Annotated in this window: 18 protein-coding genes; 11 read left to right on the top strand and 7 right to left on the bottom strand. The window is 74.0% G+C overall.

Features of this window, described 5'->3' with window-relative positions:
* Positions 1–88: 88 nt before the first annotated feature.
* Positions 89–1,303 carry a sensor histidine kinase gene (locus tag AB0C84_RS05900; protein ID WP_361061536.1) on the top strand — a complete coding sequence of 405 codons (1,215 nt, stop codon included), beginning with the start codon at positions 89–91 and terminating at the stop codon, positions 1,301–1,303.
* Entirely contained in the window at positions 1,300–1,983 is a 684-nt protein-coding gene (locus AB0C84_RS05895; RefSeq protein ID WP_258942529.1) for a response regulator transcription factor, read from the top strand. The genes AB0C84_RS05900 and AB0C84_RS05895 overlap by 4 nt, the downstream gene beginning before the upstream one ends.
* Before the next feature lie 16 nt (positions 1,984–1,999).
* Here the strand turns inward: AB0C84_RS05895 and AB0C84_RS05890 are convergent, their stop codons facing one another.
* Positions 2,000–2,593 carry a TetR family transcriptional regulator gene (locus AB0C84_RS05890; protein WP_361061533.1) on the bottom strand — a complete coding sequence of 198 codons (594 nt, stop codon included), beginning with the start codon at positions 2,591–2,593 and terminating at the stop codon, positions 2,000–2,002.
* A gap of 105 nt (positions 2,594–2,698) precedes the next feature.
* Here AB0C84_RS05890 and AB0C84_RS05885 point away from each other — a divergent pair, with 105 nt between their 5' ends.
* The gene (locus AB0C84_RS05885; RefSeq protein WP_361061531.1) at positions 2,699–2,995 is read left to right on the top strand and encodes a hypothetical protein; all 297 of its coding nucleotides are present in this window, start codon (positions 2,699–2,701) and stop codon (positions 2,993–2,995) included.
* Here the strand turns inward: AB0C84_RS05885 and AB0C84_RS05880 are convergent.
* The 4 genes from AB0C84_RS05880 to sigK form a co-directional block, all read right to left on the bottom strand.
* Positions 2,935–3,414, bottom strand: coding sequence for a nitroreductase family deazaflavin-dependent oxidoreductase (locus tag AB0C84_RS05880; RefSeq protein ID WP_361061529.1), 480 nt, complete (start codon positions 3,412–3,414; stop codon positions 2,935–2,937). The two genes, AB0C84_RS05885 and AB0C84_RS05880, sit on opposite strands and share 61 nt — an antisense overlap.
* Positions 3,415–3,460: 46 nt before the next feature.
* Positions 3,461–4,054: a TetR family transcriptional regulator gene (locus AB0C84_RS05875; protein WP_361061527.1), complete on the bottom strand. Its 594-nt coding sequence runs from the start codon at positions 4,052–4,054 to the stop codon at positions 3,461–3,463.
* Between the two features lie 97 nt (positions 4,055–4,151).
* Entirely contained in the window at positions 4,152–4,874 is a 723-nt protein-coding gene (locus tag AB0C84_RS05870; RefSeq protein ID WP_361061525.1) for an anti-sigma factor, read from the bottom strand.
* Positions 4,871–5,461: an ECF RNA polymerase sigma factor SigK gene (gene sigK / locus AB0C84_RS05865; protein ID WP_258942523.1), complete on the bottom strand. Its 591-nt coding sequence runs from the start codon at positions 5,459–5,461 to the stop codon at positions 4,871–4,873. The genes AB0C84_RS05870 and sigK overlap by 4 nt, the downstream gene beginning before the upstream one ends.
* Before the next feature lie 135 nt (positions 5,462–5,596).
* Between sigK and AB0C84_RS05860 the strand changes: the two genes are divergently transcribed.
* The gene (locus AB0C84_RS05860) at positions 5,597–7,102 is read left to right on the top strand and encodes a molybdopterin-dependent oxidoreductase (RefSeq protein ID WP_361061523.1); all 1,506 of its coding nucleotides are present in this window, start codon (positions 5,597–5,599) and stop codon (positions 7,100–7,102) included.
* 80 nt (positions 7,103–7,182) lie between these two features.
* Positions 7,183–7,812 (top strand): fasciclin domain-containing protein, encoded by a 630-nt coding sequence (locus tag AB0C84_RS05855; protein ID WP_361061521.1) that lies wholly within the window; start codon positions 7,183–7,185, stop codon positions 7,810–7,812.
* 163 nt (positions 7,813–7,975) lie between these two features.
* On the opposite strand, the gene AB0C84_RS05850 is transcribed toward AB0C84_RS05855, so the two are convergent.
* Positions 7,976–8,428, bottom strand: a complete 453-nt coding sequence (locus AB0C84_RS05850) for an STAS domain-containing protein (protein ID WP_361061519.1) — start codon at positions 8,426–8,428, stop codon at positions 7,976–7,978.
* Between the two features lie 250 nt (positions 8,429–8,678).
* On the opposite strand from AB0C84_RS05850, the gene AB0C84_RS05845 reads away from it, so the two are divergent.
* From AB0C84_RS05845 to AB0C84_RS05835, 3 genes are read left to right on the top strand one after another with little or no spacing between them, the layout of a single operon-like run.
* Positions 8,679–10,385 carry a PP2C family protein-serine/threonine phosphatase gene (locus AB0C84_RS05845; RefSeq protein WP_361061517.1) on the top strand — a complete coding sequence of 569 codons (1,707 nt, stop codon included), beginning with the start codon at positions 8,679–8,681 and terminating at the stop codon, positions 10,383–10,385.
* On the top strand, positions 10,382–11,527 hold the full coding sequence (locus AB0C84_RS05840) for a cobalamin-dependent protein (RefSeq protein WP_361061515.1): 1,146 nt from the start codon (positions 10,382–10,384) through the stop codon (positions 11,525–11,527). Before AB0C84_RS05845 ends, AB0C84_RS05840 begins: the two co-directional genes overlap by 4 nt.
* On the top strand, positions 11,524–11,904 hold the full coding sequence (locus AB0C84_RS05835) for an STAS domain-containing protein (RefSeq protein ID WP_361061513.1): 381 nt from the start codon (positions 11,524–11,526) through the stop codon (positions 11,902–11,904). The genes AB0C84_RS05840 and AB0C84_RS05835 overlap by 4 nt, the downstream gene beginning before the upstream one ends.
* Here AB0C84_RS05835 and AB0C84_RS05830 read toward each other — a convergent pair.
* A complete protein-coding gene (locus tag AB0C84_RS05830) occupies positions 11,886–12,902 on the bottom strand; it encodes a winged helix-turn-helix domain-containing protein (protein WP_361061511.1) in 1,017 nt (338 codons plus the stop codon). The genes AB0C84_RS05835 and AB0C84_RS05830 overlap by 19 nt on opposite strands.
* A gap of 59 nt (positions 12,903–12,961) precedes the next feature.
* Between AB0C84_RS05830 and AB0C84_RS05825 the strand changes: the two genes are divergently transcribed.
* The 3 genes from AB0C84_RS05825 (at position 12,962) to AB0C84_RS05815 (ending at position 21,283) form a co-directional block, all read left to right on the top strand.
* Positions 12,962–14,191, top strand: a complete 1,230-nt coding sequence (locus AB0C84_RS05825; RefSeq protein WP_361061509.1) for an MFS transporter — start codon at positions 12,962–12,964, stop codon at positions 14,189–14,191.
* On the top strand, positions 14,182–15,594 hold the full coding sequence (locus tag AB0C84_RS05820; RefSeq protein WP_258942514.1) for a radical SAM protein: 1,413 nt from the start codon (positions 14,182–14,184) through the stop codon (positions 15,592–15,594). Before AB0C84_RS05825 ends, AB0C84_RS05820 begins: the two co-directional genes overlap by 10 nt.
* A gap of 172 nt (positions 15,595–15,766) precedes the next feature.
* A complete protein-coding gene (locus AB0C84_RS05815) occupies positions 15,767–21,283 on the top strand; it encodes a carboxyl transferase domain-containing protein (RefSeq protein WP_361061506.1) in 5,517 nt (1,838 codons plus the stop codon).
* The last annotated feature ends 23 nt before the right edge of the window (positions 21,284–21,306 follow it).

The following is a 21,306-nucleotide window of genomic DNA, read 5'->3' as shown; positions in this document are numbered from 1 at the left end:
GGCACCGTGGCCCGCTCCACCTGGCGGAGGAGCAGGTCACGCACCTGAGCGCAGGAGCGCCCCCGCACCACGACAGTAGGATTCCGGCATGGAACGCCGTACCGGGACGTTCTCCCTGCGAGCGGTGACGCATGACGTCCTGCTCGCGCTCTTCGTCACCGTGATGCAGGTCCAGGGGACGGTCGCCCGTGTCGCCGCCGAAGGGGCGACGCGGCCGCTCGCCGACCTGGGAGATCTCGGCTACGCGCTGCTGGTGGTGAGCGGCCTCGCCCTGCTCGTCCGCCGCCGGTGGCCGGTGGCGGTGTTCGCCGTCGCCGCGCTCGCCAGCCTGGCGTACTACGGTGCCGGCTTCCCGGACGGCCCCGGCTGGCTCGCGCTCTTCGTCTCCCTCTACACCCTCGCGGCCTACGGCGACGGGCGCCGGTCGCTGGTGATCGCCGGTTCGGGGATCACCGTGCTGGCCGCCGTATGGCTGTACACGGCCGCCGACATCGAACCGCGCGCCGCCATCGGCTGGGTGTTCTTCCGCATCGGCGCGTCGGTCATGAGCGCGGCCCTCGGCGAGTCCGTCCGGTCCCGCCGGGTCATCGCGGCCGAGGCCGAGAAGCGCGCGGAACTGGCCGAGCGGACCCGCGAGGAGGAGGCGCGGGCGCGCGTGGACGCCGAACGCCTCCGGATCGCCCGCGAGGTCCACGACACCGTCGCCCACGCGGTGGCGATCATCAACGTGCAGTCCGGGGTCACCGCGCACGTGCTCGACAAGCGCCCGGAGCAGGCGCGCGAAGCGCTGCGGACCATCGAGGAGACCAGTTCCCGGGCGCTGCGGGAGATGCGGGCCGTCCTCGGCGTCCTGCGCGACGACGGCGACGGCCGCGCACCGCACCCCGGCCTGGACCAGATCGGCGAGCTCACCGCCAAGGCGCGCGAAGCGGGGCTGGACGTCACGCTGGAGGCGTCCCCGCCCGCGGCGCCGCTGCCGAGCGCGGTGGGCAGCGCCGCGTACCGGATCCTCCAGGAGTCGGTCACCAACGTGATCCGCCACGTCGGCCCCACCCGGGTGACGGTCGCGCTCAACCCCGGGACCGACGTCCTGGAGATCCGCGTGACCGACGAGGGCCGCCGCACCGGGGACGGCACCGCGAGCGCCCCGGGCGGCCCCGGCCACGGGATCCTGGGCATGCGCGAGCGCTGCCGGCTGCTCGGCGGCGAGTTCGACGCCGGCCCCACTCCGGGCGGCGGGTTCGAGGTGGCGGCCCGGCTCCCCCTCGCGCCGGCCGGCCCGCGGCGGGAGGCGGCACCGTGAGCGCGCCGTCCACGGCACCGATCAAGGTGCTGCTCGCCGACGACGAGGGGCTCGTGCGGTCCGGGTTCAAGCTGCTCATCGACGTCGAGGACGACATCGCCGTGGTCGCGGAGGCGACCGACGGCGCGCAGGCCGTCGACCTGGCCCGCGCCGCCCGTCCCGACGTCGTCCTCATGGACATCCGCATGCCGCGGCTGGACGGCATCCAGGCCACGGCGCGGATCACCGCGACGCGCGGGCTGGAAGACGTCCGGATCCTCATCCTCACCACCTACGACACCGACGCCTACGTCTTCGAGGCGCTGCAGGCCGGGGCGAGCGGCTTCCTGCTCAAGGACGCCGGGCCGGCGGAGCTCCTGCACGCCATCCGGGTGGTCGCCGCCGGAGAGGCGCTGCTCGCGCCGCGCATCACCAGGCGCCTCATCGGCAAGTTCACCGCGTGGCACACGGCGTCGGCGAACGCGCGGGACCGGCTCGCGCCGCTCACCGGCCGCGAGCGGGAGGTGCTGGCCCTGATCGGGCGGGGGCTGAGCAACCAGGAGATCGGCGCCGAACTGTTCATCAGCCCGGCGACCGCGCGCACCCATGTCAGCCGCACGATGGCGAAGCTCGGGGCGCGCGACCGCGCGCAACTGGTCGTCGTCGCCTACCAGACGGGCCTGGTCGTCCCCGACGCGTGACCCCCCACGCGGCCGGTCAGTGCGCGGGGTCGCCGAGCCGGCGGACGATGCGGACGAGTGCGGCGCGCTGGCCGTCCGGGTCGTCGTCGAGGTCGGGCATCAGCATCCGCCGGAGCTGCGGTGTGGCGAACCACCAGCCGGCGAGGACGATGACGGAGTACAGCAGTTCCCGGGCCGCCAGCCGGGTGTCCAGGTGCCCCGACTGCTGGGCCCTGGCCAGCGCGGCGATCTTCTCGGCGTAGTGCGCGGTCCGCTCGGCCTCGGCCGCCACCGGGCCCTCGCCGTCGCTGTGGAGGCCCTCCCAGTGCAGCAGCCGGACGAAGTGCGGGTGCGCGCGGTGGTAGTCGAAGACCTGGCCCGCGTACTCGCCGAGGTCGCAGGCCGCCTTCTCGTCCAGCGGCACGGCCTCGGCCAGGCGTTCCAGCTCCGTGGTCAGCACGATCGCGAACATCTGCCGCTTGTTGCCGAAGTAGGAGTAGATCCGCTCCTTGTTCACCCCGGCCGTGGCGGCGATCCGGTCCATGCGGGCGGCCTCGGGGCCGTGGGCGGCGAACTCGCCGACCGCGGCGTCCAGGATGAGCCGCCTGGTCTTCGCGGTGTCCCATGCCATGGCCCGAGCATACCGAAGATTCCAACTAATGAGTTGGAAATCTGCCGCCGGCCGTGGCAAACTCCAACTCACGAGTTGGAGTTATCGAAACCGCAAGGAGACACCATGCCCCCGGTCCGCCCCACGCCCCCCGCCGCCGCGGCGCCGTCGATCCACCTGCGCGCCGCGTTCACCTGGCTGGCCGTGTACTTCATGATCATGGCCACGCAGCTGCTGCTGGGCCCCCTGCTGGGCTCGCTCTCCCTGCCGCTCCGAACGCTCGTGGTGACCGGCGTGGTCGTGCCCACCGTCGTGTACGCGCTCGTCCCCGCGATCCTGCGGACCTACGGCGCGCTGCGCCGTCAGGGCACGCGGCGGGGGACGAAGCGCACGAAGGGGATGTGGTGGCCGACCTGGCGGTAGTCCTCGACACTGCCGTCGACGGCGAAGCCCATGAGCTTGCACAGCTGCCGCGCGGCGGCCGGGTGGCGAGGGGCGTACCGGGCCATGATCTCGCCGCCCTCCTCCGTCGGGATCGGGGAGGCGGTCGCCTGGACGCGCTTCCCGCCGATCTGGAGCGTGACGTCAGGGCTCGCCATGACGTTGCGGTACCAGTCCGCACGGGGGCCGAAGCCGGAGGCGGCGACGTAGCCCCGTTCGTCCTTCTGGACGACCTCGATGACGACCTGGCGCGGCAGGCCCGAGACGCGGCCGGTGTGCGTGAGCAGCATGATGCGGCGCCCCATCAGCGGCCCGAGCCCCACGCGGTACAGCCGGATGGGCAGCCGCCACAGCACGCGGCGCAGTCCGGTCGGCGGTGCGGGCCTGTCGATGATCTCCATGACTCTCTCTCCTTGCCGAGGTCGGGACGGCGGGTCCCGAGGATCCTCAGGGCCGTTGCTCCAGCAGGTCGTCCACCGCGGACAGGACGTCGCCGACCGGGAGGGCGTCGTCGATCATGTAGTGCAGCATCACGCCGTCGATCGCCGCGGTGATCAGGGTGGCCGCGCCGGTCAGGCGGCCCGGGGGCCAGTCCGGACGCAGCGCACGGAGGCGGTCCGCGATCTGCGCGCGGGCCTCCCGCAGCTCGTCGCGCAGCACCGCGCCCAGCGCCGGGTCGCGCATCGCGCCCACGATCAGCTCCGCGGCCAGCCGGGAGCCGAGCTCGTCCGCCGGAGCCCGGGCCAGCTGGCGCCGCATCGCCTCCAGCGCCGCGCGCTCGTCCGGCGCCCCCAGGAGCTCGGCGACCATCGGCCCGACGATCAGGTCCGTGGCCTGCCGGAAGATCGCCGCGTGCAGCCCGGCCAGCCCGCCGAAGTGGTAGTGGATCAGGCCCGGGTTGGTGCCGGCGCGCTCGGCCACCGCGCGGGTGGAGACGCCCGGCCAGCCCTCCCGGCCCAGCAGCGCGATCCCGGCGTCCACCAGCTGCCGGCGGCGGCGGTCGCCGCGCGGTGAATTTGGTCGATCGGCCAAGTTGGTCACATGACCAAGTTAGCACCGGTGGAGCGTCGCCGGAACGGACATGGGGGACCCGCCGCCGGAAGGTCGTCTCATCCGGCGGCGGGCCGGTCTCGCGCCCTCAGCCCACGCCGAGGGTCAGGATCGGGGCGCCGCTCGGCCGGGACGAACCGCCCGCGGGCTCGACGGTCACGCCGATGCGCCGGGCGTCGCCGAGGCCCGAGGCGATCAGAGGCCGGTTCTCGCCCGACGGGTTCATCGTCCCGGCCGAGCGCGGAGCGGCCGGGCCGAGCCACCACAGCTGGTACGTCCTCGCCGACGGCAGGCGCGGCATCCGGGAGGTCGTGACGACGGCCCTGCCGAGCGAGCGCGACGAGACGACCGTGACGGTGGCGGCGTCCGGCGTCCGGACGGTGGAGGTGTGCGCGTCCGGCGCGCTCATCACCGCGGCGACCTGCCGGTTCAGGGACTGCTCGTGCTCGGCGGACCGCTGGAGGCGCCAGGCCGCGCCGACGCCCGCCATCGCCAGCACCAGGCAGGCCGCGGCGGCCAGCCAGGTCAGCCCGCGCGTGCGGGGGGACGGCAGGCGCCGGGCGAGCGGCGGCGACTGCCGGGTCCGGGCGATCTCCGCCATGACCCGTCCGCGCAGCTCGTCCGGCGGGCGCCGCGCGGCGGCCAGCGCCAGCCGGGTCGCGGTCTCGCGGAACCCCGCGGCCTCGTCGGCGCAGGCCGGGCAGCCGGGCAGGTGGCGCTCGAAACGGCGCCGCTCGGTCTCGGTGAGCGCGTCCAGCGCGTAGGCGCCGGCGAGCCGGTGCGTGTCGTGTTCATGCAGGTCGTGGGTCATGGCTGCACTCCCAGGCAGTCACGCAGCCGGATGAGTCCGTCGCGCATCCGGGTCTTGACGGCGGCGAGGCCGACGCCGAGCAGTTCGGAGACCTCGCGATAGGTGTAGCCGCCGTAGTAGGCGAGCCTGATCGACTCGCGCTGGGTCTCGGTCAGGCCCCGCATGCAGCGGCGCACCTGCTGGTACTCCAGCCGGACGCCGACCTCCTCGGCGACCTCGTCGTACTCCGGCCCCGGCGCGGCGGCGCGCTCCTCGCGGTCGCGGTCGGCCTGGCTGGAGCGGACCCGGTCGACGGCGCGGCGGTGCGCCACGGTCAGCGCCCACGACGTCGCGCTGCCGCGTTCCGGACGGTAGTGCGACGCCTTGCGCCACAGCTCGACCAGCACGTCCTGCGCGATCTCCTCCGCCTGCGCGGGGTCGCGGACGATCCGCAGCGCCAGCCCGTACACGGGCCCGGACAGGCGTTCGTACACGTCCCCGAACGCCTCCTGGTCGCCGCGGGCGACGCGGCCGAGCAGCTCGGCCAGGTCCGGCGGCTCGACGCCGACCGCCCCAGCCGGGCGCGGTCCGATGCCCGCTTCGTTCATCTCCACACTGATGATTCGGCGCGGACGGCCGGACGGATGGGTTCGGATCCCGATGAAATTTCGACCCATCCATCTGCCGTCCGGCCCCGAACACCGGTTGTGACAGACGAACGAGCGACCGAGCCACCGCGTCCGGTGACCGCCGCCCTGAGCGGGGCGGCGGCCGCCGCGGCCGCGCTGGGGGTCGCGGAACTGGCCGCCGGCGCGCTCGGACGGGCGTCGTCCTCGCCGCTGCTCGCGGTCGGCGCGGGCTTCATCGACCTCACCCCCGGGTGGCTCAAGGACTTCGCGATCCGCCGTTTCGGCAGCGACGACAAGACGGTACTGCTCATCGGCCTCGCCGCCGGAGTCACCGTGGCGGCCCTGGTGATCGGGCTGCTGAGCCGGCGCCGGCTCACGCGCGGCCTGGCCGGGCTCGGCGCGTTCGGGGCGGTCGGGGTCGTCGCGGCACTGACCCGGCCGATCGCCGGGCCCGCCGACGCGGCGCCGTCCGTCGTCGGCGCGCTGGCGGGCATGGCCGCGCTGACCGCGCTGGTGCGCGCCGCCCGCCCCGAGGACACCGGCCCCGGGACGGAGGTGGATCGGCGGCGCGTGCTGCTGACCGGGGCCGGAGTGATCGGCGTCGCCGCGGCCGGCGGTGTATCCGGGCGGGCGCTGCTGCGCCGCGGCGACGTCACCTCCGTCCGGGCGGACCTGCGGCTGCCGCGCCCGGCGAGCCCGGCGCGCCCGGTGCCCCAGGGAGCGCAGGTGCGGGCGGCGGGGATGACGCCGTTCCACACGTCCGCCCGGGACTTCTACCGCGTCGACACCGCGCTCACCCTCCCCCAGGTCGACCCGCGCGACTGGACGCTGCGCATCCACGGCATGGTCGGCCGTCCCGTCGAGCTGTCGTTCGACGACCTGCTGCGCGAGGCGCTGATCGAACGCGACATCACCCTGTCGTGCGTGTCCAACCAGGTCGGCGGCGACCTCGCGGGCAACGCCCGCTGGCTGGGCGCGCCGCTGGCGCCGCTGCTGCGCAGGGCGGGGATCCACTCCGGCGCCGACCAGATCCTGTCCCGCTCGGCCGACGGCATGACGCTGTCCACCCCGATCGAGGCGATCCTCGACGGCCGGGACGCGATGCTCGCCGTCGGCATGAACGGCGGGCCGCTGCCGATCGCCCACGGCTTCCCCGCGCGCATGGTCGTCCCCGGCCTCTACGGCTACGTCTCGGCCACCAAGTGGGTCGTCGACCTCAAGGTCACGCGCTTCGCGACCGACCGCGCGTACTGGACGGAGCGCGGCTACGCCGAGAACGCCCCGGTCAAGACGTTCTCCCGCATCGACGTGCCGAAGCCGCTCGGCGAGGTGAAGGCGGGGCGCGTGACCGTGGCGGGCACCGCCTGGGCCCAGCACCGCGGCGTCGATGCCGTCGAATGGCAGGTCGACGACGGACCCTGGCGGGAGGCGCGCCTCGCGCCCGTCCCCGGCCTCGACACATGGCGGCAGTGGGTCGCCGAGTGGGACGCTGCTCCCGGCTCCCGCACGCTCCGCTGCCGCGCCACCGACGGGACCGGGCACACGCAGCCCGGACAACGCGCCGCGCCGTTCCCGGACGGCGCCACGGGATGGCATTCGGTGGTGGTCACCGTGACCTGAACCGTCCCCCACACGCGACCAGTCCCGCTCGACGAACGACCGCATCCGGTCCACCAGAAGTTCCGACAAAGGAGTTCACCATGTACCGCAACCGCATCGTCGCCGGCGTCCTCGCGGCGACCGCCCTCGCCACCGGCGCGGCCGCCTGCTCCGGCGACGACAAGGGCGACGCCGCCGCGGCCCCGGCCGAGTCGTCCGCGCCGGCGGCCCCGACGAGCGAGGCGCCGACCGGCGGCCAGCCGTTCGGGCCCGCCTGCTCGGCCGTCCCGGCGTCCGGCAAGGGCAGCTTCCAGGGCATGTCCGCCGACCCCGTCGCGACCGCCGCGTCCAACAACCCGGTGCTGTCCACGCTGGTCAGCGCCGTGAAGGAGGCCGGTCTGGTCGACACGCTCAACTCGTCGAAGAACCTCACCGTGTTCGCGCCCACCAACGACGCGTTCAAGAAGATCCCGAAGGAGACGCTCGACAAGGTCATGTCGGACAAGAAGACGCTGACGAGCATCCTCACCTACCACGTGGTCGGCCAGCAGGTCTCGCCGAGCGGGCTGGGGACGGGCGACTTCAAGACCCTGAACGGCGCCATGCTCAAGACCAGCGGTTCGGGCGACTCATACATGGTCGGGAAGGACGCGAACGTCGTCTGCGGCAACGTCCAGACCGCCAACGCGACCGTCTACATCGTCGACAGCGTCCTGATGCCGCCCAAGTGACGCCCGTCTCGCGGCCGGGGCCCCGGGGCCCCGGCCGCGCCGGGCGCGCGACCCGGTGGCAATATGGCCTGATCGAGATATGAGAGCGGCCGCCGGGACAGGTGGTACCGGGCGGTATTCCCCTAAGGCGCCGAGCCCGGCCCGCTCGCCCGGACGGCTCCTTTCAGGAGGCGTCCTGGCGCGCGTTGGGAACCAATGGCGCGGGCTGCGCGCCGGCCCGGCCCGCGACCTTCGCGAAAGCGTGCCGCAGCGTCGGGCTGATCATGATGTGCGCGTCGAGGCCCGTGCGCTGCAGGATCCGGTGGCACACCGGGCTCGGGCGGCTGAGGACCAGCCGGCCCTGCCGGGCCGTGACGGCCTTCCACAGGCCCACCAGCGCCCCCAGCCCGGAGGAATCGCAGAACCTCACATCCTGAAGGTCCAGGATGATCCGCCATTCGGCCGTCGCGTGAGAAAGAACATGTTCCCGGAAGGCGTCGGCCGTGAGGTAATCGATTTCACCTTCCACATGCACGAGAATGCAGTCGTCACGGTTCTCGACGCGTATTCGGAGCCTGTCCTGCGGGTCGTGCCACAGTCGAAGCGACGTATGATTCCCGTCCTGTACCGCGTCCATCACCAGACTCAACCTCCCGTTGAGGCGAGGCTACCCCGGAACGCGGCGGACATTCCCGAGGCGCCGATCATGAAGCGCCACCCCCGGCTGACCTGGTCGTACTCCGGCCGACGGGGGCCCGCCGACGAGGTGGAACGAATCTTTGCCTTTCGGCAACTGTCTTGTTCCGGTTAGGGTGGTGACGAGGACAAGATCCTTGTTTGGCGGCTCAGCTCAGGAAGGAAGTGGTCCCGCCGCAGGCTGCGACGTGATGGAACTGACTCAAGGCATAGACGACACTCGGCGCCTGCTCGACCCGGCGCTGGGGCCCGGTCCGTATCCCGCGCTCGCCGTGAATCCCGGCGGTACCGTCACGCGGCTCAACGACGCGGCGCGCCTGCTGCTCGGCATGATCCCGGGCGCCGACCTGGACGGCGCGGCGCCCGCCTGGCTGGCCGACGCGCACCACGCGCTGACCGGCGCCCCCCTCGCCACCGTGACCGACGCCGACCTGTCCCATCCCGGTACGTCGCGGCCGGTCGCGCACGGCCCGATCGGCGAGCGCGCCTTCGAGGCCCACGGCGTCCCCGACGAAGGCCCCGACGGCCCCGGAACCCCGCCGGGGACGGTCTGGTGGCTGTTCGACGTCACCGAGCACCGGCGGCTGGAACGGGAACTCGCCGACGAGCGGGAACGCACGGCCTTCCTGGCGGAAGCGTCCAGCCAGCTGCTGTCGTCGCTGAACCTGGAACGTTGCATGGAGGTCACCGTCCAGCTCGCGGCGCGGTACCTCGCCGACGCCGCGCTGGTGATCGCACCCGGTTCCGGACGCGCCTTCCCCATCTCCTACTGCGGCCCGGACGGCCGGGTCGACCATCAGGAACTCGTCGTGGACCCCGCCGAGGTCCCGGGGCTCGCGGAGGCCATGCAGGGGTTCCCACCGGTGCCCTCCCGCTGGCTCGACCCGACGGCCGCGCCCCCCTGGATCCTCCGCGCGGACCTGGGCGACCTCGCCGCCATGGTGGTGACCGCCCTTCCCGGGCACGGCGTGCCCGCGGGTGCGCTGGTGCTGCTCCGGCGCCGCGGGCAGCGCGCCTTCTCCGAGGGCGAGGAGATGATCGCCCGCCTGTTCGCGGCACGGGCCGGCGCGGCGATGTCGGCCGCCCGCGTGTACGCCGAGCAGGCGTCCATCACCGAGACGCTGATGCGCGAACTGCTGCCGCCGCGCACCCGGGAGCTGGGCGAGGTGGAGCTGGCGGCCCGCTACCGGCCGTCCGGCGCCGGAGAGCGGGTCGGCGGCGACTTCTACGATCTGCATCCGGCGGCGGCGGGCTCCGGCCCGGAGCAGGAGTCGCTGGTCGTGCTCGGCGACGTGTGCGGCAAGGGCCTGGAGGCCGCCGTGCTCACCGGCAAGATCCGCAACACGCTGCAGGCCCTGCTCCCGCTGGCCGACGACCACAAGCGCGTGCTGGAGCTGCTGAACGGGACGCTCCTGAGCAGCGAGTCCACCCGCTTCGTGACCCTCGTGCTGGCCTCGGTCCGGCGGGAGGGCAACCAGGTGCGGCTGCGCCTGACGAGCGCGGGCCACACCCGCCCGCTGATCGTGCGGGCCGGCGGCGAGGTCGAGACCCCCGACACGGGAGGCTCCCTGATCGGCGTCCTGGACAAGATCACCTCCAAGAGCGCCACCGTGGTGCTGGAGCCGGGCGACACGTGCCTGCTCTACACCGACGGCATCACCGAGGCCGTCGGCGGCCCGCTCGGCGACGAGATGTTCGGCGACGACCGGCTGAGCGGCGAGCTCGCCCACTGCGGGGGCATGCCCCCGGAGGCCCTCGTCGAGCGGGTGCACATGCTCGCCTCCGAATGGGTGGGCACCGGCAAGCACGACGACATGGCCGTGGTGGCCATCACCGCTCCCCGGCGCTTCCACCTGAGCGCCGTAGGGGGGCAGGGACCGGGGAGGTTCACCGCGTGACCGGGCCCGCACGTCACTACGGGCCTCCCCCCGGGCTCGACGCGGCGACGGACGGACTCTGGGACGCCGTCATCGCGGGCGACGAGTACGCCGCCGCCGACGCCGTCACGACCGCGCTCGACCGGGGGGCGGACGCCGAGACCGTCCTGCTGGAGATCATCGCGCCGCTGCAGGCCCGGGTGGGCCGCGAATGGGCGGCGAACCGGCTCACGGTCGCGCAGGAGCACACCGCGACGGCGATCAACGAGCGGACGATCGCGGCGCTGGCGCACCATCCGGCCGTCCGCAAGACCCTGGCGCGGTACGCCGAGCGGCCGCGCGGCCGGGTGGCGGTCGCGTGCATCGACGGGGAGTGGCACGCGCTGCCCGCGCGGATCCTGGCCGAGGTGCTGCGGCTGCGCGGCTGGCAGGTCGACTACCTCGGCGCCCAGGTGCCGACCCCGCACCTGATCGCCCACGTGCACCGGACGAACCCGGCCGTGGTGGCGCTGTCGTCCTCGATCGCCACCCGGCTGCCGTCCGCGCACGCCGCCATCACCGCCTGCCAGGCGACCGGTACCCCGGTCCTGGTGGGCGGCGCCGCGTACGGACCGGACGGCCGGTACGCCGCCCTGCTCGGCGCCGACGGCTGGGCCCCCGACGCCCGCTCCGCCGCCGACCGGCTGGCGGAGGGGCGGCTGCGCAAGCCGCCGCCCGTCCACCAGGTCGTCGACGACCTGCCGCACCTGGCCGACCAGGAGTACACGCAGATCAGCCGGACCGCGCGCGGGCTCGTGCGGCACGTGATGACCGAGCTGCCCGCCCGCTTCCCGGCGATGGCGGACTACACCGACCAGCAGCGCCGCCACACCGCCGAGGACATCGCCCACATCGTCGACTTCCTCGGCACCGCCCTCTACGTGGACGACCCCGACCTGTTCACCGGGTTCATCGCCTGGACGGCGGGCATCCTCGGCGCGCGCGGCGTGCCCGCCCGGAGCCTCCTGCCCGGGCTGGACCTGCTCGCCGAGCAGCTCGTCGACTATCCCCGGGCCGCGGACCTGCTGTCCCGCGCCTGTGACACTCTCCGGCAGCCGCTGCCGGACGCCGCCGACACCGCCCCGAGCCCGGTGAGCGACCCCGCCGAAGGAAGGACTGCATGACCGCCTTTGTTCCCGATACTCCGCTGCGCGTGGTCGCGACCCTGGCCGGGACGCGTGCGCTGCGGATCGAGATTGAGGGTGATCTGGACTTCTACACCGCCGACACGCTGGTGGCGGCCGTCCGGACGCAGATGGAGGACAACCCGGACGTCCGCGAGCTGGAGCTCGCCTGCGGCGGGATGGGCATGTGCGACTCGGCCGGGCTGGCCGCGCTGCTGATGGTGCACCGCCGGACGTCCGCGGCCGGGGTCCGGCTCGCGCTGACCGGCCGGAGAGCGCAGCTCGACCGGCTCCTGGACATCACCGGAACCCTGCACCACCTCACCGGCGAGTCGACCGAGACCGCCAAGGGCGAGGATCAGGGAGTGCCCCAGTAGCGACCGCGGGGGGCTTCCGGGCGGCGGGTGCCCTCCACGAGCGCTTCTCCGTTGGCCGTCCGGTAGTAGAGGACGGAGCGTCCGGCGCGGCGGCGGTCGATCAGGCGGGCGTCGTGGAGAACCCGGAGGTGGCGGCCCACAGAGCCGAGCCCCTGGCCGGTCAGCGCCACGAGCTGCGTGGTGCTCAGCGGCGTCGCGAGCAGGATGAGGACGCGGGCGCGTCCTCGGCCGAGGAGGCGTTCGAGCGCTTCGGGGACGGCGGCCTCGCCCGCGCCCGCCAGCGGGGCCGAGCAGGGGTAGACGATCGCGTAGCGGTCGAGGTCCGGTTCCTTCCAGGCCACCCAGCCCGTCCGGGGCGTGACCGGGACGAACAGCAGCCGGGCGCCGGAGATGTCGCGCGACGGGAAGTCGGAGGCGTCGATCTGGAGGCGGCCGTCGCCGAGCCAGCGCATCCCGGGGCGCATGTCGTCCAGGGCCGCGGCCCATCCGCCCTGGCCCAGCTGCCCGGCGCGCGCGACGGCGTCGGCCTCGATGACGCGGCGGCGGCGCTCCCAGTCCGGCTCGACGGCGTGCGTCCACACCCATTCCAGTAGGCCGGCGATCCGCTCGGGCGCGTCGGGGCGGCGCAGCCCGGCGGGCAGCGGGCCGCCGGACGAGACCTCCAGGTCGGCGTACGCGCGTTCGGGCGGGGTGCGGCGGACGACGTCGAGCTCCTCCTGGAACGGCGGCGAGCCCGCGCCCGGGTGCGGGGGCGTCAGGAAGTCGGCGTTCCAGCGGGTCCTGGCGCCGAGGGCGGCGTCCAGCAGATCGGCGGTGACCGGGTCGCGCCGCAGCATCCGCCGGTAGGCGGGCAGGTGGGCGTCGAGCCAGGCCCGCTCCCCCGGATGCGCGGCGGCGCCCTTCTCCAGGAGCTTCACGCAGGCGGTGGTCTCCGCCAGGGCGGAGACCACGAAGCGGCCGCTCGCGAGCGTGTCCGCGTTGACCGTCCACAGGCTCACGTTTCGCCTCCTCGCGAAACTCTACCGGTCGCCCGGCGGCGGCCCCGAGCCTGTCGACCATGCGCACGTATCGGGATCTCTTCCGCGCCCCGGAGTACACGCCGCTCTTCGCGTCGTTCACCGTCCAGGAGTCCGCGCAGACGGTGAGCGGCCTGGCGCTCGGCACGCTGGTGTACGACGCGACCCGCTCGCCGCTGCTGGCGGCGCTGAGCATGTTCGGCGGCTCGTTCGCCCAGATGGCGGGCGCGCTGACGCTGCTGTCGGCCGCGGACCGCCTGCCGCCGAGGACCGCGCTCGCCTGCATGGCCCTGCTGTTCGGCGCGGGAACCGCCGTCCTGTCGGTTCCCGGCCTTCCGCCGGCGGCGCTCCTCGCCGTCGTCGCGGGCCTCGGGCTGGTCGCCTCGCTGAGGAGCGGCGTCTGCTACGGCCTCCTGAGCGAGATCCTGCCGGACGAGGGGTTCCTCCTCGGGCGCTCCGTCCTGAACATGGCGGCGGGGCTGACGCAGATCTGCGGCTTCGCCGTCGGCGGGGTCCTCGTGGTCGCGCTCTCGCCGCGGGGCGCCCTGCTCGCCGGAGCCGCGCTCTACCTGCTCACCGCCCTGGTGGCCGTCACCGGCCTGAGCCGCCGCCCGCCCCGGGCCGCCGGGCGCCCGAGCCCCGGCGAGACCTGGCGGACCACCGTGCGGCTGCTCTCCTCGGTTCCGCGCCGGTACGCCTACCTCGCGATGTGGGTGCCGAACGGCCTGATCGTCGGCTGCGAGGCCCTCTTCGTCTCCTACTCGCCGCGGCACGCGGGACCGCTGCTCGCCGCCGCGGGCATCGGCATGCTGATCGGTGACACCGCCACGGGCCGGTTCGTCCCCCGCCGCCTGCGCGGACGCCTGAGCGTGCCCCTGCTGCTCCTGCTGGCGGGCCCCTACCTGCTGTTCGCCGCCGGCCCGCCGCTCCCGTTCGGCGCGGCCGCCGTGCTGCTGGCCTCCATCGGCTACGGGTCGACGCTGCTGATTCAGGAGCGCCTCATGGCGCTGACGCCCGTCCCCATGCACGGGCACGCCCTGGGGCTGCACTCGTCCGGGATGCTCACCATGCAGGGCGCCGGCGCGGCGCTGGCGGGCGGCACCGCCCAGGTGACCTCGCCCGGCGCCGCCATGGCGATCATGGCGGTCGCCTCCATGGCCGTCACCCTCGCGCTGGCCCCGGGGCTCCGCCCGCACGGGATCTCCACACGATCCGCACACGACGGACGCCACCGGCGCGACGGCACGGCGTCCAATGAGACATGCGCGTGAAGATGATCCTCCCGGCCCTGACCGAGGCGACCTCGCCGTTCTTCCGTCCGATCAAGTACTCGCTGTTCCCGCCGCTCGGGCTCGCCACGCTCGCCGGGTACCTCGACCCGGACGACGAGGTGACGGTGACCGACGAGCACGTGCAGAAGGTCGACACCTCCGACGAGCCCGACCTCGTGGTGATCCAGGTCTACATCACCTCGGCCCGGCGGGCCTACGAGCTGGCGGACCTCTACCGCGCCCGGGGCGTCCACGTCTGCCTGGGCGGGCTGCACGTCACCTCGCTCCCGGACGAGGCGGCCCGGCACGCCGACACGATCTTCTGCGGGCCCGGCGAGGACACCTGGCCCCGCTTCCTCGCCGACCTGCGCGCCGGGCGCCCGGCGGCCCGCTACGACTCCTCCGAGCGGACGCTCGCCGCGCTGCCGCCCATCCGCCGCGACCTCATCGCCCGCGAGCGCTACCTCGTGCCGAACTCGATCGTCGTCTCGCGCGGCTGCCCGCACGTGTGCGACTTCTGCTACAAGGAGGCGTTCTTCGAGGGCGGCAAGTCGTTCTACACCCAGACGGTCGACGCGGCGCTCGCCGAGATCGACCGGCTGCCGGGGCGGCACCTGTACTTCCTGGACGACCACCTGTTCGGCAACGCCCGGTTCGCGTCGGCGCTGTTCGACGGGATGCGCGGGATGGGACGGCTCTGGCAGGCGGCCGGGACGGTGAAGGCGGTGCTGAACCCCGGGCTCCTGGAGAAGGCCGTCGAGTCCGGGCTGCGGAGCCTGTTCGTCGGCTTCGAGACCGTCAACGCCGGGAACCTCACCGAGCAGCGCAAGTGGCAGAACATCGACCGCGACTACGGCGCGGTGGTGCGCCGTCTGCGCGACAACGGCGTGATGGTCAACGGCAGCTTCGTGTTCGGGATGGACGAGGACGACCCGTCCGTGTTCGACCGCACCGTCGAGTGGGCGGTCGGCCAGGGCATCGAGACGGCCACCTTCCACATCCTGACCCCCTATCCGGGCACGCGCCTCTACAGCCGCATGGAGCGGGCCGACCGGCTCCTGCACTCCGACTGGGACCGGTACGACACCCGCACGGTCGTCTTCAAGCCCGCCAAGATGACCGCCCAGCAGCTTGAGGACGGCTATTGGCGCGCCTACCGCGACTTCTACCGCTGGGGTTCGATCCTGCGCGGCGCCGCGACCAAGCCGACGCTGCGCGGCAAGAGCCGGCACGTCGCCTACGCCGGGGGATGGAAGAAGTTCGAGCCCGCCTGGGACCTGGTCATCCGCGCGAAGAGGGCGGGCCGCGCGCTGCCGCTGCTGGAGGCGATCCTGTCAGGCTTCGGCAGCCGTCCGGCCAGGAACGAGCCCCGCAGGGAACCGGAGCCGGTTTCCGTATCCTGATCCCCTCGCTCGTGCAGTGCGGGAGACCGGTTTTGCAGGTTTCCTACAACTACAGCGGCGCAGCGTGCGTTGTCGGCGGCATGGCGCCGCCGCTCTCTGGGCGGAAAGGTGAATGTGTCCGGGTGGCGCCGTGGCCCGGCGCCGCACATCGTCTAGAGGAGGGCTCGGTCGGGTGTTCAGTCGTGTCGCCATCGTGAACCGGGGTGAGGCCGCGATGCGGCTCATCCACGCCGTACGGGACATCGCCGCGGAGAGCGGGACGCGGATCGAGACCGTCGCCCTGTACACCGATGTCGACCGGACGGCCACCTTCGTCCGCGAGGCGGACCTCGCCTACGACCTCGGGCCCGCGTCCGCCCGGCCGTACCTGGACCTGGGGGTCCTGGAGCGCGCGCTGGTGGAGACCGGCGCCGACGCCGCGTGGGTCGGGTGGGGCTTCGTCGCGGAGGACCCGGCGTTCGCGGAGCTGTGCGACCGGATCGGGGTGACCTTCGTCGGGCCGAGCGCGCAGGCCATGCGCCGGCTCGGCGACAAGATCGGCGCGAAGCTGATCGCCGAGGAGGTCGGCGTGCCGGTCGCGCCGTGGAGCCGCGGCGCGGTCGAGACCCTGGACGAGGCGATCGCGGCGGCGGCGCGGATCGGCTACCCGCTGATGCTCAAGGCGACCGCGGGCGGCGGCGGGCGCGGGATCCGCGTGATCACCAGCGAGGCCGAGCTGGCCGACGCCTACGAGCGCACCAGCCAGGAGGCGGCGCGGGCGTTCGGCAGCGGCGTGGTGTTCCTGGAGCGCCTGGTCACCGGCGCCCGGCACGTCGAGGTCCAGGTGATCGCCGACGGGGAGAGCGCGTGGGCGCTCGGGGTGCGCGACTGCTCGGTGCAGCGCCGCAACCAGAAGGTCATCGAGGAGTCGGCGTCGCCGGTGCTCGGCGCCGAGCAGACCGCCGAGCTGAAGGCGTCGGCCGAGCGGCTCGCCGTCGCGGTCGGGTACCGCGGCGCGGCGACCGTGGAGTTCCTCTACCACCCCGGCGACCGCATGTTCGCGTTCCTGGAGGTCAACACCCGCCTCCAGGTCGAGCACCCGATCACCGAGTCCACCACCGGGTTCGACCTGGTCAAGGCGCAGCTGCACGTCGCCTCCGGCGGGCGGCTCGACGGCGCGCCGCCGGCGGAGCGCGGGCACGCGATCGAGGCGCGGCTGAACGCCGAGGACCCCGACCGCGACTTCGCCCCCTCGCCGGGCCGCATCGCCCGGCTGGACCTGCCCGCCGGGCCGGGCATCCGGGTGGACACCGGGGTCAGCGAGGGCGACACGATCCCCGCCGACTTCGACTCGATGATCGCCAAGATCATCGCCTACGGCCGCGACCGCGACGAGGCGCTCGGCCGGCTGCGCCGCGCGATGACCCAGACCACGGTGATCATCGAGGGCGGCGCGACGAACAAGAGCTTCGTGCTCGACCTGCTCGACCGGCCCGAGGTGATCGACGCGAGCGCCGACACCGGCTGGATCGACCGCGTCCGCGCCGAGGGCGGGCTCGTCACCCACCGGCACTCCGCCGTCGCGCTCGCGGCCGCCGCCATCGAGGCCTACGAGGAGGCGGAGGGCGCCGAGCGGCGGCGGCTGCTGTCGACGGCGTCCGGCGGGCGCCCCCAGGCGCGGCACGAGAGCGGCCGGCCGCTGGACCTCAAGCTGCGCGGCGCCGGCTACCGGGTGCGGGTGGCCCGGGTCGGCGCGGACCGGTTCCGCGTCGCCGTCGAGGCGGGCGGCGAGGTCCGCACCGCCGACGTCGAACTCGAACGCTTCGACCGGCACCTCGGCCAGATCACCGTCAACGGCTCCCGCTACCGGCTGCTCACCGGCACCCACGGGCCGGTCCACTTCGTCGAGGTGGACGGGGTGGCGCACCGGGTCAGCCGCGACGAGGGCGGCGTCGTCCGCTCGCCCGCGCCCGCGCTGGTCGTCGCCACGCCCCTGGAGGTCGGCGCCGAGGTCGAGGCGGGCGCGCCGGTGCTGGTCCTGGAGAGCATGAAGATGGAGACGGTGCTGCGGGCGCCGTTCAGGGCGCGGCTGAAGGAGTGCGTCGTCTCCGTCGGCAGCCAGGTGGAGACGGGTGCGCCGCTGCTGCGGCTGGAGCCGCTCGCCGACGAGGCCGAGGTCGCGGACGTCGCCGCGGCCGGCGCCGTCGAGCTGGACCTGCCCGCCGCGCCCGGGGCCGTCCCGGCGCGCGAGCGCGCGGCGCGCGGCCAGGAGGACCTGCGCAGCCTGCTGCTCGGCTTCGACGTCGACCCGCACGACGAGCGCCGCGCCCTGGACGACTACCTCGCCGCGCGCCGGACCGCCGCCGCCGACGGGCACCGGCCGGTGGCCGAGGAGCTCGGGCTGATCGACGTGTTCGCCGACCTCGCCGAGCTGAGCCGCAACCGGCCGGCGGGCGGCGACGGCACCGACGGCGGCCACGTGCACAGCGCCCGCGAGTACTTCCACACCTACCTGCAGAGCCTCGACGTCGAGCGGGCCGGGCTGCCCCAGGCGTTCCAGGCCAAGCTCGCCAAGGCACTCGGCCACTACGGCGTCACCGACCTGGAGCGCTCCCCCGAGCTCGAGGCGGCGGTGTTCCGGATCTTCCTGGCCCAGCAGCGGGCGTCCGCCGACGCCTCGGTCGTCGCGACGCTGCTGCGCGAGTGGCTGGGCGAGCCGCCGCCGGACGAGGCGCTGCGCGAGTCCGCCGGCCTCGCGCTGGAGCGGCTCATCTCCGCCACGCAGATCCGGTTCCCCGTGGTCTACGACCTCGCGTGCGGCGTGGTGTTCGCCTGGTTCGCGCAGCCGCTGCTGCGCCGCAACCGCGCCGCCGTCTACGCCCGCGTCCGCCGCCACCTGCGGCACCTGGACGCGCACCCGGACGCGCCGGAGCGCGACGAGCTCATCGCCGAGATGGTGCGCAGCACCGAGCCGCTGGTGCGGCTGCTCGGCCAGCGGCTCGTCCGCGGCAACCGCGGCAACGACGTGCTGCTGGAGGTGCTCACCCGCCGGTACTACGGCAACAAGGACCTCACCGGCGTCCGCACCCGGGAGGCCGGGGGCCGCACGTTCACGGTCGCCGAGCACGCGGGCTCGCGCCTGGTCTCCTGCGCGGTGAGCTTCGACGCGCTCGGCGCCGCGCTGCGCGGGCTCGCCGAGCTGGCGGACGGCGACGAGGCCGTCGACGCCGACGTCTACCTCGCTTGGGAGCGGCAGCCCGAGGACTTCGACGCGATGGCCGCCGCGCTGCAGGAGGTCGTCAACGCGCACCCGCTGCCGCCGCAGGTCCGCAGGCTCACCGCCACCGTCGCGGGCAGCAGCGGCGCGGTGATGCACCACCACTTCACGTTCCGCCCGGTGGAGGGCGGCGGGACGGATGAGCGAAGCGATCCGGGGGGTGTGGGGGGTCGTCCCCCCACAGGGGGCATGGCCGAGGAGCGGCTGATCCGCGGCCTGCACCCGTTCATCGCGCAGCGGATGCAGATGGAGCGGCTGCACAAGTTCGACCTCACCCGGCTGCCGTCCTCGGACGAGGAGGTCTACCTCTTCCAGTGCGTGGCGCGCGACAACCCGTCCGACGACCGGCTCGTCGCGTTCGCGCAGGTGCGCGACCTCACCGCGCTGCGCGACGGCGACGGGAGGCTGCGCTCGCTGCCGACGGCCGAGTACACCCTCGCCACCTGCCTGGACTCGATCCGCCGGGCGCAGGCGCGGCGGCCGTCCACCAAGCGCTTCCCCACCAACCGCATCGTGATCTACGTCTGGCCGACGAGCGACCTCACGCGCGCGGAGCTGCAGCGGCTCGCGGGCCGCATGCTGCCGACGGCTGCGGGCGCCGGGCTGGAGGAGGTCCTGCTGATCGCGCGGCAGCGCGACCCGCGGACGGGCCGGCCCGTCAAGATCGCCGTGCGGGTCTCCTTCGACGCCACGGGCGGCACCCGGCTGACCGTCGGCGAGCCGTCGGACGCGCCGGTCGAGCCGCTCGACGGGTACCGGCAGAAGGTGCTGCGGGCGAGCAGCCGCAACACCGTGTACCCCTACGAGCTGACCGGCCTGCTCGGCGACTTCGTCGAGCACGACCTCGACGACGCGAACGTCCTGGTCCCGGTGGACCGGCCGAAGGGGCGCAACACCGCGGCGATCGTCGCGGGCGTCGTCACCAAGCCGACCCGGCGGCACCCGCAGGGCGTCACCCGGGTCGTGCTGCTCGGCGACCCGACCAAGTCGCTCGGCGCGCTGTCGGAGGCCGAGTGCCGCCGCGTGATCGCCGCGCTGGACCTGGCCGAGCGGATGCGGGTGCCGCTGGAGTGGTACGCGCTGTCCTCGGGCGCCCGGATCTCCATGGAGTCGGGCACGGAGAACATGGACTGGGTGGCCGCGGCGCTCAAGCGGATCGTCGAGTTCACCCAGGACGGCGGCGAGATCAACGTCGTGGTCGCGGGCATCAACGTCGGCGCCCAGCCGTACTGGAACGCCGAGGCGACGATGCTCATGCACACCAAGGGCGTCCTGATCATGACGCCGGACTCGGCGATGGTGCTCACCGGCAAGCAGGCGCTCGACTTCTCCGGCGGCGTCTCGGCCGAGGACAACTTCGGCATCGGCGGCTACGACCGGGTGATGGGCCCGAACGGGCAGGCGCAGTACTGGGCGCCGAACCTCATCGCGGCGCGGGACGTGCTGATGTCGCACTACGACCACACCTACGTCGCGCCCGGGGAGCCGGGGCCGCGCCGCGCCGGCACGACCGACCCGTTCGACCGCGACGTCTCCGCCTTCCCGCACGTCCTGGAGGGCAGCGAGTTCACCACGGTCGGCGAGATCTTCTCGGCCTCGGCGAACCCGGACCGCAAGAAGCCGTTCGACATCCGGACCGTGATGCGGGCGCTGTCCGACCAGGACCACCCGGTGCTGGAGCGCTGGGCGGGCATGGCCGACGCCGAGACCGCGGTGGTGCAGGACGTGCACCTCGGCGGCATGCCGGTGTGCCTGCTCGGCATCGAGTCGCAGTCGGTGCCGCGGCGCGGCTTCCCGCCCACCGACGGCCCGGACGCCTACACCGCCGGGACGCTGTTCCCGAAGTCGTCGAAGAAGGCGGCGCGGGCGATCAACGCGGCCAGCGGCAACCGGCCGCTGGTGGTGCTGGCGAACCTGTCGGGCTTCGACGGCTCGCCGGAGTCGATGCGCCAGCTCCAGCTGGAGTACGGGGCCGAGATCGGCCGCGCGATCGTCAACTTCCGCGGCCCGATCGTGTTCTGCGTGATCTCCCGGTACCACGGCGGCGCGTTCGTGGTGTTCTCCAAGGCGCTGAACCCGAACATGACGGTGCTCGCACTGGAGGGCTCGTTCGCGTCGGTGCTCGGCGGCGCCCCGGCCGCCGCGGCGGTGTTCGCCGCCGACGTCAACGCCCGGACCGCCGCCGACCCGCGGGTGCGGGACCTGGAGGGCCGCGTCGCGGCGTCCTCGGGGCCCGGCCGCGCGGCGCTGACGGCGGAGCTGGACGAGCTGCGCGCGTCGGTCCGCACGGAGAAGCTCGGCGAGGTGGCGGCGGAGTTCGACCGCGTGCACGACATCCGGCGCGCGGTCGAGGTCGGCTCCGTCGACGCCGTCGTCCGCGCCGCCGAGATGCGCCCGCGGATCATCGAGGCCATCGAGGCCCGGCTGAAGTGACCTCGGGGGCGCGGGGGCCGGGA

The organism is Actinomadura sp. NPDC048955 (genome assembly GCF_040649435.1).
In the GTDB taxonomy this organism is placed as follows: domain Bacteria; phylum Actinomycetota; class Actinomycetes; order Streptosporangiales; family Streptosporangiaceae; genus Spirillospora; species Spirillospora luteofluorescens.
Note: the sequence above shows the minus strand (reverse complement) of the source record. Positions and strands in the feature narration are given on the sequence as shown.

What these genes read in the sequence shown, in the direction of transcription:
- AB0C84_RS05900 (WP_361061536.1), top strand. Translation starts at nt 89, where the DNA reads ATGGAACGCCGTACCGGGACGTTCTCCCTGCGAGCGGTGACGCATGAC.
- AB0C84_RS05890 (WP_361061533.1), bottom strand. Translation starts at nt 2,593, where the DNA reads ATGGCATGGGACACCGCGAAGACCAGGCGGCTCATCCTGGACGCCGCG.
- AB0C84_RS05885 (WP_361061531.1), top strand. Translation starts at nt 2,699, where the DNA reads ATGCCCCCGGTCCGCCCCACGCCCCCCGCCGCCGCGGCGCCGTCGATC.
- AB0C84_RS05880 (WP_361061529.1), bottom strand. Translation starts at nt 3,414, where the DNA reads ATGGAGATCATCGACAGGCCCGCACCGCCGACCGGACTGCGCCGCGTG.
- AB0C84_RS05870 (WP_361061525.1), bottom strand. Translation starts at nt 4,874, where the DNA reads ATGACCCACGACCTGCATGAACACGACACGCACCGGCTCGCCGGCGCC.
- sigK (WP_258942523.1), bottom strand. Translation starts at nt 5,461, where the DNA reads ATGAACGAAGCGGGCATCGGACCGCGCCCGGCTGGGGCGGTCGGCGTC.
- AB0C84_RS05855 (WP_361061521.1), top strand. Translation starts at nt 7,183, where the DNA reads ATGTACCGCAACCGCATCGTCGCCGGCGTCCTCGCGGCGACCGCCCTC.
- AB0C84_RS05850 (WP_361061519.1), bottom strand. Translation starts at nt 8,428, where the DNA reads ATGGACGCGGTACAGGACGGGAATCATACGTCGCTTCGACTGTGGCAC.
- AB0C84_RS05845 (WP_361061517.1), top strand. Translation starts at nt 8,679, where the DNA reads ATGGAACTGACTCAAGGCATAGACGACACTCGGCGCCTGCTCGACCCG.
- AB0C84_RS05835 (WP_361061513.1), top strand. Translation starts at nt 11,524, where the DNA reads ATGACCGCCTTTGTTCCCGATACTCCGCTGCGCGTGGTCGCGACCCTG.
- AB0C84_RS05825 (WP_361061509.1), top strand. Translation starts at nt 12,962, where the DNA reads ATGCGCACGTATCGGGATCTCTTCCGCGCCCCGGAGTACACGCCGCTC.
- AB0C84_RS05820 (WP_258942514.1), top strand. Translation starts at nt 14,182, where the DNA reads ATGCGCGTGAAGATGATCCTCCCGGCCCTGACCGAGGCGACCTCGCCG.